This is a genomic window from Paenibacillus sp. LHD-38, assembly GCF_031157315.1.
GTDB lineage: Bacteria > Bacillota > Bacilli > Paenibacillales > Paenibacillaceae > Pristimantibacillus.
In genome coordinates, this window is sequence record NZ_JAVIFU010000025.1 from 14,775 (window position 1) to 29,118 (window position 14,344).

General features: G+C 49.9%; 9 protein-coding genes and 1 pseudogene. 4 read left to right on the top strand and 6 right to left on the bottom strand.

Going from position 1 to position 14,344, the window contains the following annotated elements; all coding sequences use genetic code 11:
* Positions 1 to 26: 26 nt before the first annotated feature.
* The 4 genes and pseudogenes from RCO25_RS20605 to ggt form a co-directional block, all read right to left on the bottom strand.
* Positions 27 to 317: pseudogene (locus tag RCO25_RS20605) on the bottom strand (site-specific integrase); the annotation flags it as partial.
* Positions 318 to 536: 219 nt separating this feature from the next.
* Complete coding sequence (locus RCO25_RS20610; protein ID WP_308998009.1) at positions 537 to 1,397, bottom strand: fumarylacetoacetate hydrolase family protein; 861 nt, start codon at positions 1,395 to 1,397, stop codon at positions 537 to 539.
* A 24-nt stretch (positions 1,398 to 1,421) separates the two neighbouring features.
* Positions 1,422 to 2,606: an amidase gene (locus RCO25_RS20615; protein ID WP_308998010.1), complete on the bottom strand. Its 1,185-nt coding sequence runs from the start codon at positions 2,604 to 2,606 to the stop codon at positions 1,422 to 1,424.
* A 35-nt stretch (positions 2,607 to 2,641) separates the two neighbouring features.
* Positions 2,642 to 4,192: a gamma-glutamyltransferase gene (ggt, locus tag RCO25_RS20620; RefSeq protein WP_308998083.1), complete on the bottom strand. Its 1,551-nt coding sequence runs from the start codon at positions 4,190 to 4,192 to the stop codon at positions 2,642 to 2,644.
* Between the two features lie 482 nt (positions 4,193 to 4,674).
* Here ggt and chrS point away from each other — a divergent pair, with 482 nt between their 5' ends.
* Genes chrS through chrA form a run of 3 tightly spaced genes read left to right on the top strand, consistent with a single transcriptional unit; the run spans position 4,675 to position 6,328 of the window.
* On the top strand, positions 4,675 to 5,157 hold the full coding sequence (gene chrS / locus RCO25_RS20625; protein ID WP_308998011.1) for a chromate efflux transcriptional regulator ChrS: 483 nt from the start codon (positions 4,675 to 4,677) through the stop codon (positions 5,155 to 5,157).
* A 3-nt stretch (positions 5,158 to 5,160) separates the two neighbouring features.
* On the top strand, positions 5,161 to 5,796 hold the full coding sequence (gene chrB / locus RCO25_RS20630; RefSeq protein ID WP_308998012.1) for a chromate efflux transporter ChrB: 636 nt from the start codon (positions 5,161 to 5,163) through the stop codon (positions 5,794 to 5,796).
* Positions 5,783 to 6,328 carry a chromate efflux transporter ChrA gene (chrA, locus tag RCO25_RS20635; RefSeq protein WP_308998013.1) on the top strand — a complete coding sequence of 182 codons (546 nt, stop codon included), beginning with the start codon at positions 5,783 to 5,785 and terminating at the stop codon, positions 6,326 to 6,328. The genes chrB and chrA overlap by 14 nt, the downstream gene beginning before the upstream one ends.
* Before the next feature lie 78 nt (positions 6,329 to 6,406).
* On the opposite strand, the gene RCO25_RS20640 is transcribed toward chrA, so the two are convergent.
* Positions 6,407 to 7,000: an O-methyltransferase gene (locus RCO25_RS20640; protein ID WP_308998014.1), complete on the bottom strand. Its 594-nt coding sequence runs from the start codon at positions 6,998 to 7,000 to the stop codon at positions 6,407 to 6,409.
* 335 nt (positions 7,001 to 7,335) lie between these two features.
* Between RCO25_RS20640 and RCO25_RS20645 the strand changes: the two genes are divergently transcribed.
* Complete coding sequence (locus RCO25_RS20645) at positions 7,336 to 7,509, top strand: hypothetical protein (RefSeq protein ID WP_308998015.1); 174 nt, start codon at positions 7,336 to 7,338, stop codon at positions 7,507 to 7,509.
* Positions 7,510 to 7,735: 226 nt separating this feature from the next.
* Here the strand turns inward: RCO25_RS20645 and RCO25_RS20650 are convergent, their stop codons facing one another.
* The gene (locus RCO25_RS20650) at positions 7,736 to 13,915 is read right to left on the bottom strand and encodes a rhamnogalacturonan lyase family protein (protein WP_308998016.1); all 6,180 of its coding nucleotides are present in this window, start codon (positions 13,913 to 13,915) and stop codon (positions 7,736 to 7,738) included.
* Positions 13,916 to 14,344: the final 429 nt, after the last annotated feature.

Consider the following 14,344-nt stretch of genomic DNA (forward strand, 5'->3'; position numbering starts at 1 on the left):
GCTGAATCAACAATCGATCACGAATGTTCGATCTGTTGTAATGGAATCACTTTTCCGCTTTCAAACGGATTACGCAACCACCCTACAAAGTCAGCAAGATCCTTAACTCCTACTTCTTTATAATCTATCTTCCGCTCTTCAAGATAAGTGAAATACTGTTTTTATGCGTAGCAATAAGTTTTCAGTGTGTTGTTGCTTTTACCTGTCTGATCGAGATGTTTTAAATACTTCATAACAGGAACAATTGGAACACCTGCCTCATCCAACAGCAAATATCTCTTTTTATTATCATTAAGAATTACTTCTTGTACTCTCACAGCTTCACTCCCAACGAAAGCATTTATCCCTCAATATATTAAATAATTTATACCAAGTTTTAAAGCCATAGTTAATATTTCTATTTAAACAAAAAATAGAGGAGATTAGCTCATATAATGAACTAACCATCCTCTATTTACGTTACTACAATTAACACAGTCTAATACTTTATTTTCTTTCTACACTACTCTTTAATCGTTATTTTTTTGCTTCGGTCTTCAATTTTTGACGGGATTAAGCAGCGGCTCAAAGCCTTCGATACGGCATTCCACTACATCTCCGTCTCGAATAACGACAGCGCCCGGGGTACCGGTCATAATAATATCCCCAGGAAGCAGCGTCATTACTTTCGAATGAAAAGCAACCGCATACCATGGCCGAAACTTCATATTAAACACCTTGTTCCGATGCGCTGTCGCCCCGTTAAGCGCCGTTTCCACTTGAATGTCCAGCGGATCGGGAAATTCATCCTTCGTAATAAACTGAGGCCCGAAGCTAAAGAAGGTATCAAAGCTTTTGGCTCTCGTTAAGTATCGCTGATTTCTAGCGTGGATATCCGATGCCGTTACGTCGATAGTCGTCGTATAGCCGGCGATGGCATCGTATACTTCAGCTTCCGTTATGTTTTTGCAAGTCTTTCCAATAATAATGCCTAACTCGGCCTCTGCAGTGATGGTTCCCTCCTCAGGAGGAATCCGAATGGCATCAAGCGGACCGATAATGGTCGTATCCGGCTTCATAAAGCTGACCGGCTCATCATTCGGATCTGCTGCGGCAAGCTCTGCGGCATCCTTCACGTAGTTTAGGCCGATGCCCCAAATTTTACGAGGATGTCGATAGAGGGGGCCGTAGTCTGCTTCTTCATAAGGAATTAAAGTCAGCTGTTCCAGCTTTTCCTTGCCGCCGGTATTGTACCATTCCGTGAGAGTCGCAAGCTCTCCAAGACGGATCAGCTCGAACAGCTCCGTACTCCAGCCCGCTCGTTCCGCTACGTTAATCGTTTCTATAAGGACAAGCCCTTCCGCGATTGAAATCGCGGCTTGCTCTTTACCATTTACTTTTACGGTAGATAATTTCATCTATAAGCACTCCTCTGCTTTAGCTTATGGCTCAACAATTGACGATACGCGATTAGCTACCCATTCCAGCAGCCGCAAATCTTGACCTCGACCCGCAACAAAAGACAATCCAACCGGATAACCTAACTCTCCCGCGATCGGCACCGTCACTTGAGGAAGCCCTGCTAGTCCGGCAATGCAGCTCATTTCGAGCGTTTGTACACGGCGCTGCTCCACCTCAGAACCCGACAATTGAAGCAGTGGAGCTATCGCTGGCACAGTCGGCAAAACGAGCACGGCATCTGTCCCGAGCAGTTCATTCATATGGATACATGCGGTTTCACGCAGCTTGTATGCCACGCCACTTTCCTCTTCTTTAAGCGTGCTTGCCCAAGCAAACCGCTCAGCAATTCCCGGACCAAACACAGGCTGTACCTGTGTGATCCATTCTTGATGCGCGCGCCAAATTTCCAAGCCCTGAATGGTACGAAAAGCGTCCATCCACTCCCGCAGGCCGTCCGGCGCCACGACAACATCCTCATGCTGCCGAACCCTTTCACGCAGTGCCGGGAAATAGCGGGAAGCCGCCGATTTTGTATGGTCATCCGTTAATGACCATACATCCTGAGCGAATAGCATCCGCATAAATCCCGAGCCGGCTGACGGCTCGGTATCCAGAAGCACTTTTCCCACCTCGAGCAGCGTCTGAGGATCGCGGGCCATCCAGCCCACTGTATCAAAGCTCGGTGCCAACGGAATCAAGCCGCTCGCATCCACAGTGCCATGCGTTGGTCGAATGCCATAAATGCCACAATAAGCGGACGGCACTCGAATGGAGCCTCCCGTATCGGTCCCAATCGCAAAGTCCGCTAACCCCGCCGATACCGCAACGGCCGATCCGCTGGAGGATCCACCCGGTATGCGCCCGGGCGCTTTCGGATTGACCGGTGTCCCGTAATGGGCATTTTCTCCGTTGATGCTGTACATCATTTCATCCGTAAGCGTTGTTCCCTCCAGCCTTGCGCCGTTTCGGAGAAGGTGGTCTATAGCTGCGGCATTCTCCGTCGAGGGCCCGTGCGTCCGCAGCCAATCCGGATTGCCTGCACCCGATGTGTGACCGGCAATATTAAACACATCTTTGACCGCAAACTTTTTACCGCTTAGGCTCCCCTCAGCTTGAGGCTCGAGCACCAAATGTTCATTAGCATACGCGTTCCAGCTTTGCTTCATCGTTATTTCAGCCTCCAAGTCTCTCCTATTGGATACTACCAACCTATTGCCGCACCATCACAGCGGGGGTCCGAGCCGCCCAGCAGGAATCCCTGCTCATCGCGCATAATCGCATGCGCATGCCCCATAATCCCGTCAAAATCCTTTACTTTGCGTACAATATGACCCGCTTGTGCCAACGATTCCAGAACATCCTGCGATACGCGCCCTTCGATCTTCAGTTCCTGTGTCGGTTCTCCCCATGTCCGGCCCCATACCCACCTAGGCTCGTTAATCGCTTGCTGCGGGTTCATTCCATAGTCGATCATCCGGGTAAAAATCGCGGTTTGCGTCTGCGGCTGCCCTTCTCCGCCTTGCGTGCCATACAGCACCGCCGGCTTGCCATCGCGGCACGCCATCGCCGGCATGAGGGTATGGAATGTTCTTTTGGCCGGCTTCAGGCTGTTTACATGATTCGGGTCAAGGGAGAAGAACGAGCCGCGATTTTGCAGCAAGACCCCCGTATTCCCAGCTACGACACCTGATCCGAACTCAAAGTACAGACTTTGAATGAAGGAGACCGAATTCCCTTCCTCATCGACAACTGCTGCATAAGCCGTATCGCTGCCGAGCACCTCTGATTTCTCCGAGGACGCACGGCCGAGTTCAATAGAGGCGGCAAGCGCTGCTGCATAATCTTTATCCAACAGCCGCTCAAGCGGCACATTCGTAAACGCGGGATCAGATAAGTAGGTATTCCGGTCACGGAAGCTCAGCTTAAGCGCCTCAATGCACAGCTGATAATAGTCATGTGAGCCATGCGCGATTTCACCCAACTTAAACTGTTCTAATATATGAAGAGCCATAATTGCGGAAAAACCTTGGGAGTTTGGAGGCATCTGATGAAGCGTATAACCTCGGTAGGAGCCTTCGATCGGCGTTACCCAATCCCCGTGATGATCGGCAAAGTCATCCGCTGTCAGAAGTCCGTCATGCTTGCCGAGGAAATTCGTGATTTCCTTTGCCGTTTCTCCCTTATAAAATTCATCGCGCCCAAATTCCGCCAGCCGCCGCAGCGTCTTCGCCAGCGCAAGCTGTTTAAAGCGTTCGCCGGTCTTCGCGGCTTGACCGCCAGGCAAATAAATATCCGCTGTTTCAAGCGACCTCGCAAGCACCGATTCATTATGAACCGTGTTCTGATATTGATCATTCGACATCGGAAAACCATTTTCGGCATAGTCTATGGCAGGTGCCAGCACTTCCGCCCAAGACAAACGGCCATACTCGCGATGAACCGCATCCCAGCCGTCAACCATGCCGGGTACCGTGACGATGCTGCCGATGCCCCGATTCGGTATAGCCGCAAGACCCGCATAGGCGCCGATATTTGCTTTATAGCCTGATCGCCCGCTCGCATTATAGCCGCGAACCTTGCCTTCGCCATGATGATAGCCCAGCCAAAAGGAATCTCCCCCGAGACTTGTCATATGCGGGTACACAATGGCGAGACATGCACTAACCGCGACCGCGGCATCATAAGCATTCCCCCCCTTCTCCAGCATGCGTGCTCCAGCCGCAGTAGCTAAATAATGAGGGCTCACAACCATTGCTTTCGTTCCAACCACGGACTGATTCACGTCTACCACTCCCAAAAATGATTTGCTAACAAACGTAACGGCTGTGCCATCCTGCAGCGGCAAAAGCTCGTTTCGCGGAAATATATAAGCAGATTTATAAGTGAAAACATATAAATTCTTATATATTCAAGCGTAAACGGCTGACGCCGTCTTTAGCGGCAGAAGCTCGTTTCGCGATGAAATATAAGCATTGTATAAGGTTAAAATTTATACTTTCTTATATTTTAAATAAAACTCGTAAACGGTATATTTTTTATGAGAGATAATATAACATTGTATATGAATTTAAAATACCATCTTAACAAATGATAGGCAACTAAAATGTAATCACTTTTAATAAATTGTATTGAAAACGAATGGTAATGTGTATATATTTAAACATATGGTAATTAAAACGCGATATTACAAGACACCTTGAAATGGCGAAAATAAGGATTGGAGCTGATAAACCAGTGCAAACGAGACCGGTTGACGAGACGTACACGATAGAAATAGATGACATCGATCGCAAAATCATTGCTGAACTCAATATAAATGGCAGAATATCTTACACGGATTTAGCGAAGGAGATAGGCTTGTCGCGGGTAGCCGTTCAATCCCGTATCAATGCTTTAATGGATGGAGGCGTTATCGAACGGTTTACCGCCGTGATTAATCCGGAGCGAATCGGCATAAACGTGTCGGCTTTTTTTAATGTAGAGGTTGAGCCAAAGCATTTGCACGCCGTCGCCGACCAGCTCTCAACCGAGCCGTTCGTCACTAGCCTCTACCACATGACCGGACCCAGCAAGCTGCATATGCACGGCCTTTTCCGCAACAATCAGGAGATGGAGCATTTTCTGAAGGAGAAGCTGTACACCTTGCCCGGCATCATGAGCGTGGATTGCCAGGTGCTCATTAACCGATACAAGAGCCGTATGGGAATGAGGCTGTAAATCATGGCGAGCAAAATAATGAACAACCGCTATATGCAGCTGTCGTGGGCGATGATGAAGACCGGAATTATCGGATACGGCGGCGGGCCCTCCGTCATCCCGCTTATTCGTTACGAAGCCGTAACGAATTACAAATGGATCGAAGACGAGGAATTCGGTGAAATCCTGGCCCTCGCGAATGCATTGCCGGGACCTATTGCCACAAAAATCGCAGCTTATCTGGGTTATCGGGAAAAAGGGACGCTGGGTGCGATCGTATCCGTACTCGCCCATATCGTCCCCTCGGGCATCGCGATGATCCTGCTGTTAACGACCGTCCAGTTTCTCAGCAGCGCGGCATTCATACAGGGGATGATCGGGGCAGTGACCCCTGTTATTGCGGTCATGCTTGGCATGATGGCCTATGAGTTCGGAGAAAGGGCCGTGAAGGGACTTGGCAAATACGTTGGCTTTGGTTTTTTCGCCTTAGCTTTTGGACTGCTGCAGGGCATTCATATTCATCCCGCAATCGTTATTCTTTTATTTCTAGGTTACGGCGCTTTCCACCTGAGAACCGTAGGAGCCCTGCAGCGCAGAAAGCAGCAAAAGCAGCAGCGCACCGTACAGCAGAAGGAGGGCGTCACACGTGGAATGGATTAATATAGTTATCGGCTTTTTTATTGCCAACGTGCTCGGTTACGGCGGAGGCCCTGCTTCCATCCCGCTCATGTACCGGGAGATCGTGACCAACCATGCGTGGACGACGCCGGTAGAGTTTTCGAATATTCTTGCTTTGGGCAATGCGCTGCCAGGCCCGATTGCGACAAAAATAGCCGCGTTCGTCGGCTACGACGTCGGCGGCTGGGTAGGCATTCTTCTAGCCTTAGCTGCAACGATCGTCCCTTCGGCTGTCGCGCTTATCCTGCTGCTTAAAGTACTGCAGAAGCATCGTCAGTCGCCAGTCGTTAAAGGAATGACCCTGCTCGTGCAGCCCGTCATTGCCGTCATGATGCTTCTGCTGACTTGGCAAATGGCTCAAAGCTCCGTCGAATCCATTGGCATCCTTCAATCACTCATCATAGCGGCAGTAGCTTTCTGGGCGATGCAGTTCCGCAAAATTCATCCTGCCTTCGTCATTGTTATCGCATTCGCATACGGGGGGTTAGTTATCCCTCATTTGAACGTACTTTAATTTTATTCCATGCCAAAGAGGACTGCTCCTCCGCTAAGCTTACTTTGCCGGGGTGCCAGTCCTTTTATTTTGTGAGATTCATCCGCTTGGATGCTTCTTTGTTGCGATCATGATTCCAGTTGACCAGTTCAACTTCGTTATCCATAAATCTTCCCTGGCATCCAAGTAACTTATCAGGTTTTCTACTTTTTGAGGATGACCTTCCGACCAGGTTGCAACCGGGTTTAGGTCATCAATGATATAAAGCCCTCCCGCCTTCAGTAAGTCTAATGTTTCATCCAACGCATAGAATTTCCCGGGCCAAGTATCCGCGAAGATGAAGTCAAACGCCTCGCCTTTTAACTCATTTATCATAACTGCCCCATCCATAGTGAAAAGTTGTACTCTATTATCGGAGCCTAGATGCTTTTTGGCTATGGCCTGCAACGCTTCGTCACTCTCGACCGTCAACAACGTAGATTCCTGGTCCATACCGTCCAATATCCAGCTTGTAGATATGCCCGCACCCGTGCCCAATTCTAACAGCTTGCCGTTCGCGCAGGAAGCCGCCAGCGTTCTGAGCAAAGAACCGGTTTCCGTATCGCAGGACATTTTAAAGCCTAGTTCCTCCGCATCCTTGGCAATTGCTTCGATCACAGCCGGCTGCCTATCATCATTTTGAACGAGTAACATATGATATCCCCCCAATATAATCAAAAAGATTAACCAGCTAGATTCCAAAATCCCTCAACTTTATGAAAAAAGGAAATATATTACTTCTATATACTTATTTGATTCTCCTTTAAAAACTTCGTACCTTCCATAAAAAATAAAGGATTCACTTGAATAGCATAAAACTACCACGCCTTTTTCCAATCACATTTAATAAACCTATATTTTTGCAATTAATCCACGCAAACCCTATTTCGGAAAATACCAATGTCATTTTCGTTGCCTGAGTTCTGCAGCCTATACTATGTTTAGTTAGCATTTGGAAATAAGACCTTTTTACCAGGAAGGTATGTATAATGAAAAAATTATTTGAAATCATGTTATATGGTGGTCTAACAGGATTTATTATTATGCGTATTTTTTTCTATGATTATAAAGGCATTATGTTGGCTTCAGCTTTAATTGCTCTACTCGGATTAATTGGCGGTAAAGTAATTCGATCTAGAAAAACCAGTAATTATAACCAGTAATTCTTGGTTTCAGTTCTGAAACGACTTCTGTCCCTTTTCCGATATGCCTCGCAAAATGAAATTTTGCATCTAACAAGCGTAAACGGCTGACGCCGTCTTTAGCGGCAGAAGCTCGTTTCGCGATGAAATATAAGCATTGTATAAGGTTAAAATTTATACTTTCTTATATTTCAAAACATGCCCGCCAACCTCAATGGTCAGCGGGCATGTTTTTTAATAGGTACAGCTATTTGACTATAACCTTCATCACAATGCTTTCGTTCATGCCGCTGGCGTTCTCGAGTTCCACCCGATACTCGTACGTCCCTGACCTTCTGCCGCTCACGCTGGTAAATGCGTTTTGTGCATAAGGCGTATTTGCCGTCAGCGTTTGGGTATCGATGAGCACGCCGTTCTCGAAGAGACGGTATGTGGTGCCGTTCGTGCCCCACCACAGGTTCATCGTGATTTTGTAATCCCCGTTTCCATCCCAGTTATCATGGGATAAAACCGGTTTTGCAGGCGCAGCATCCTTTACTTTGACCTCATGCGATCCGCAGAACGTTGTCCCATAAGAGTTTATCAGCTCACAGGTATAGATGTATGTGCCATTCACTTTGCCTGTGATGCTCGTTGTGGCCGTTTGTGCCGAAGGTGAACGGTCTGTCAGCACCTGCGTATCAATAAGCAGTCCATTCTCATACAGCTTGTAAACTGTGCCGTTGTTGCCGTACCAGAGATTCATCGTAATTTTGTAGCTGCCATCCAAAAGACCGTTATCATGGCCATTGTTATTGGACAGAACCGGCTTGCCAGGTACAGCTGTCGCCTTCTCGATTCCTGTCACGATAATCGTCATAGTCTTAACAGTCTCAAGGCCTTCATTGTTCACGGCCACCGCCGTAAACGTATGAATACCTGCGTTATCCTTCAATGGAAGCTGGCTTCCGTTCTCAATCACCGTTCCGTCAAACGTTAATACCAAACTGCGAATACCCGACTCTTGATCCTCAGCAGTTACTTGCACGGCATAGACGTCGGAAACCGTTAATTGCTGAGGCGGCAACCCCGCCACTGCCGGTGCAGTCGTATCCTCATGCTGCTGCGGTGCGCCAATATACTGAATATGTGGTGCAGCCGGCTCCGTCATATCGGCCCCAAGATAGAAGCTGGTATGCGGAGGCTGGTTGTAGGCTACGTTCTGCCAAGCAACGCCCAAGCGATACACAGGATCATGCATTAACGTCCGGATCCGGTGCCCCGTTACATCCGTTGTCGTATAAATGCGCAGCTCCGAGCTGTCCGATGATCGCCACATGACTTCCTCGCGCCAGTCACCGAACAAATCAGCCTGCAGGCTCGGGTTCGCTTTGGTCGAGTTATTGGACGACGCTCCTTCTGCTGTAAATAAATTGGCAGTCGTTTCACTCGCGTAGTCCCACTTATCAATGCGGTTATAATCCTGCAGCTCGCGCAGCAGATCGCCATCCCACCATACGCCGAAATTCGTAGACGTTGGGATATTCGTCGTAATTAATTCGCCGCGCGCATTGTATAGGCCGGTAATCGGGATATGCTGCTCGTTCGTGATCGTAGCCGACCATGCCTCTTCGCCCACATGGTTCGGATCAATATCGGCCGAGAGCCCGCGTCCCGTATCGATACCGGTATGCACGCCCCATAAAATTTCGCCCGTAGCCGGATCACGCATCTCCATGCCGTATTCGGAATCCGCATGCTCATGCACGTCGAACAATTCGAGCCCCGGTCTTGTCGGATCAAGATCGCCCAGATGCATAGCATCTCCATGACCAAGCCCTGTATTGTATAAAGGTTTGCCGTCATCGTCGATCGCCATGGCGCCGAACGAAACTTCATCTTTGCCGTCGCCGTCTACGTCGGCAATAGACAGGTTATGATTGCCCTGGCCGGCATAGCTTCCATAACCCTCGTCGTTCGAATCGAATTTCCACTGCTGTTCGAGCTGACCGTCACGGAAGCTGTACGCGGACAATACTGTTCTCGTATAGTAGCCCCTGCTGAAAATAACGCTAGGGTGCTCGCCGTCCAGGTAAGCAACGCCTGCCAGGAAGCGGTCTACGCGGTTCCCGTATGCATCCCCCCATCCGCCAACGTCCCCGCGCGGAGGATCGTAGGCCACGGTGTCGAGCTCCCCGCCGGTTAATCCGTTGAATACGGTCAAATATTCATTGCCAAGCAATACATAACCGCCGCTGTTGCGATAATCCGCGCTGGCGTCGCCAATGGCATGGCCTTGGCCGTCAATCGTCCCGTCTGCGGTCTTAAACGTAACCTCTGCGCGTCCGTCACCGTCCAAATCGTACACCATAAACTGCGTATAATGTGCGCCTGCACGGATGTTCGGGCCCAGATTAATGCGCCATAGACGCGTTCCGTCCATTTCGTAAGCATCCATGTATACGATGCCCGTATAACCGCCCTGCGAGTTATCCTTGCTGTTCGAAGGCGACCACAGCAGAACAATCTCATACTGGCCGTCACCGTCCAAATCACCGACGCTCGCATCTCCCGCGCTATACGTGTACGGCTGACCGTCCTTCGTATAATCATCCGCCGGCTTCTGCAAGGGAACCGACAAATATTGCTTCTGCCATACGCCGAATGCTTCGGAGGCCGATTTCTCTACGCCATTCATAACCGACGTCAATTTGTAGGAGGAGCTGTCTGTGCCCGCCGTATCGACATAGTTCGTCGTATCCGTTATGGGCGCTGCGTTTATCTTTACGCCGTCACGGTACAGGTTAAATCCAATGGCTGCCGGATCCAAGCCCAGCAATCTCCATCCAATATAGTTGCCTGCATCCTGTTTAACCGCTACCGGTGCACGGTCCAAATACTCCATATTGCGATATAGCGTGGTCACTGCAGGTGTTTCCAAGCTCGCCGATTGCTCGGAGATGCCTCCTGCGTTAACCGATGCGACTTTATAGTAGTAAGAAATAGTCGTCAATACCGTTGTGTCCGTATATTTGGCCTCTGTCGATTTGCCGATCAGCGTATATTCCCCATCCGCTTTTTTCGCACGGTAAATATTAAACATGCGTGCTTCCGCAACAGCATCCCAAGTGAATGTGATGTCGTTTTTATTCGTCGACTGCACCGCTAAGCCTGTCGGAACAGCCGCCTTTGCGACGTTTGGATCAATCATGGATACGGTAAGCACATTCGAGGCTACAGATTCAAAGCCTGTGCTTTCCACAGCTGTAACCATGTATTCGTAATCCAAGCCAACATCAGCGGTCAGGTCCGTAAAATGGGTGTCCGACGTTTCGATAAGCAGCTCCGGGCTGCTTGCAACGGTCGCTTGACGGTACACACGGTAGGCGGATGCGCCGTCTACCGCTCCCCAGGAAAGGGCTGCCGATACCGGATCGCTATTCAGGTCGATGCCGGTAAGCGTCAGGTCCGTCGGCGACAGCAGAAGCGGCGTAATTTCCAATCCGTTCAGATGAGCCGTCTGGCCGCTGAAGACAAGGTTCATCTTTCCGTCCTTCACCGCTATTTGGTTAAACATCTTTTCGGCTATATTGGCTTTGCCTGAAGCAATCGTTCCATAATCTTTGCCTTCAATGCTGACGTTTGTTCTCGTCGAGCCGATCCAGTCTCCCGTATACGTCTTAACCGAATAATAGCCATTCGGGAGATCAACCTGGAATTCATATGAGTTGCCGAAATACGCGACAAAATCTCTGCGCAAATCATCTGTTACCGATCCGCGGTCGCGGTCGATCATGCCCGTGCTCGAAGTAAGGCCGTACCCAAGTTCCGGCGTATAGAGAACGTTGCGGTTTACTTCGGTATATCCTGACGCAACTGGAGCGCCTACCGGGCCAAAATCGAAGCGGTATAGGGCCGATTTGGTCGTAATCGATACGGCATTCGACGGCTCAGACTCGCCCCGCCCGTTAACCGCTGTTACGCGGACCGTATAGGTCTGGCCCTCCAGCATGCCTCCGATCGTTAATTTCGGAACGGTTGCCGTTCCGATCAAGGCATAAGCCGTGTCCGGCTCTGATGTGAGCTTTCGGTATATTTTATAAATATCCGTTCCTTCCACGACATTCCACTGCAGCTGAGCGCCTGCGTTGCTGACGCTGCCCGCGACCAGTCCGGCAGGCTTAGCCGGCACGGCTTCAGGCTGTTCAATCTCTTGAACAAAATCCGCCAGCGGTACATTCAGCTGCTCAATGCCTCCCGCGAGCAGGCGGGCCAGCTGGATTGCGCCGTACTCCTGGAAGTGCGTGTTGTCCGCAGACCCGTTCGGGAAAGCCCCGTAAATTCCCGGCTCGACATGCAGGAATACAGACAAGGTCGCCTGCGCGCCGATGGAATCGTAATACGCCACGCTGAGCGTACTTAGATCGACCAGCTCCACATTCAGCTCTTCGGCAACATTCTTCATTGCCGCTACATATTCCGGAAAGCTGATGTTGAACTTGCCCGTATCCGCATTAAAATCTCTGCGGCCCATTGGCGTTACGAGGATCGGCGTAGCACCGCGCTGTCTCGCGCCGTTAATATAGGTTTTCAAATAATTTTTGTAGTCGGCCGGCGATGCGTACCGATCCGGTACGCTGATGGTTGCATCGTTATGGCCAAACTGAACAAGGAAATAGTCACCCGGCTTAATGGCACGCAATACCGCATCCAGCCGTCCTTCGAAGATGAAGGATTTGGAGCTTCTGCCGCCGATCGCATGGTTTTTGAACATGACGTCATTGCTGAAGAAACGCGGCAGCATTTGGCCCCAGCCTGCTTCCGGCTCCCAATATGGGTCATACGTTTGAACCGTCGAGTCGCCGGCAATATAAACGGTCGGGAGTTCGCCTGCTTGGCGTGCCTGCTGCTTCGTAATAACAAGCGCATTGATTTTCGGCGCGCTTCCGCTGAATTCCAAATTCAGCTGGCCGTCCACCAAAGCGATCTGAAAATCCATCTCCAGAAACTGTCCAGCCGCTTTGCCCGTAAGCTGTACCTTCTGAATCGTTTCGGCTTTAATCGCAATTTCCGATGCTTCCGAAGCGTCGCCTGCGATAAGCGACACGGTATAATCGCCGTTCGGAAGATCAATGCTGAACGTTGTATTTAGCGGCATGGCAAAGTCGGATCTAAGCGCATCCGCCGTCCCTCTGTCGCCAAAGCTTACCTTTGAAATATCGGCAAAGCCGTATTTCAGAGCCGCAGAATACGCCGCTGCAGATGTAATCCGTGTATAGCCCTCCGCTTGTGCCCCTGCACCAAAGTCGAAGCGCTGAACGTCTCCCTCCGGCAGCGGATCAGGCGTTGTATACACTGCACTTGCTGCCGTGCTCGACGCACCCGACTCACCGCGATCGTTGGATGCCGTAATTTGATAGTAATGCAATACGGAAGTGTCTACGCCTTCATCGGTAAACGCCGGTACGGTCGATTGCCCGATTTCCGCGAATGGACCCGCTTCCGCATCAGAACGCCAAATTTTATAGCCTGTCGCTCCGTCCGTTACCGTCCAGCTTAGCTTTACGGCTGATTCCAATACCTCGCTGACCGTTAAGCCTACCGGTGCTGCCGGCGCTACAGCAGCAGGAATTTCAACCGCAGCCGTCGGCTCGCTCAGCTCGGATTCCAATCCCGCGGCGTTCAATGCCGTTACCGCGTACGTATAGCTGCTGCCTTCCGCTACATCCGTATCGATAAAGGAAGCGCCCGTCGATTGTCCCGCGAGCAGGCTAGCGCCGCCGCCCTCTGTCCGATAAATCTTGTAGAGAACCGCACCCGCAACGCTGCCCCATGAAAGCGACACGTCATTCTTTGTTACTCCTGTAACGGCAAGGCCCGCAGGCGCATCCGGTTGAACAGGCATGACCTGTTCAATCACGAGTCCGTTCAGATAGCCATATCCGGTAGATGCAGAAATGCCGACCGTCAATTGCCCGTCATTTACCGTGGTCCGATAGGTAGCTTGCGCAATAGCCTGCCTCGTTGAGATCGTTCCAGCTGCAACGCCTTCCAAGGCGACGTTCGTTTTTGTCGTGCTTGTTCCTGTTAGAAGATCGCCTGAATAAACGGTGACATCATATTCGCCGTTAGGTAGATCCGCGTAAAAGGAAAACGAGCTGCCAAGCACAAAATCATTGGTCATCTCATCGCCGCCCGAGCGATTCCGGGACGCGAGCACCGCACTGAGGCCATAACCCGCTTCGGCCGTGTAAAGCTGAGCCTCATTAACAGCCGAATAACCTTCCTTAACTGGGCTTGCGGCAGTACCGAAATCGAATCTTTTCACCACCTGCTCTGCGCTCGCATTCGCCTGCTGTGAACGAAACGGCAGGCCCGGCATGACAGTCGAACATAGAACGGCTGCTGCCAACAGTATCTTAAAAAGACGTTTTGGTTTTTTTTGCATAAAACATGGATCCCCCGCTTTCCTCAAATAAAATGTCTCATTTAGCAGCACTAAGATGTAGTAAGCGTTTTCAATTCACTTGTGTAAAAGCATCTTTGTTGGGGCTGTGTAACAGCAAAACTTGCATACCTCCTCTTTTTCAGCGCGATACTTTATGTCAGATTTTTCAATGTAAGACCTCTACCACTCGATAGTACAGCTATATAACATCGGAGAACATCCAAAAAACCGTTAATTATTATGAAAAAACCGAGTATATTGCGGGCAGTCCCGATGCCTTCGACGCCTTATAGGACCTATGTACCAGACCTTATTATTACAAGCATCACAGATAGATTGCTTGAAATGATGACTAATCGTGATGATCGGAAACTGATTGTATTTAACAATTATGTAAGCGTAAAGCCCATTTCGGAAAACAAGAATAAA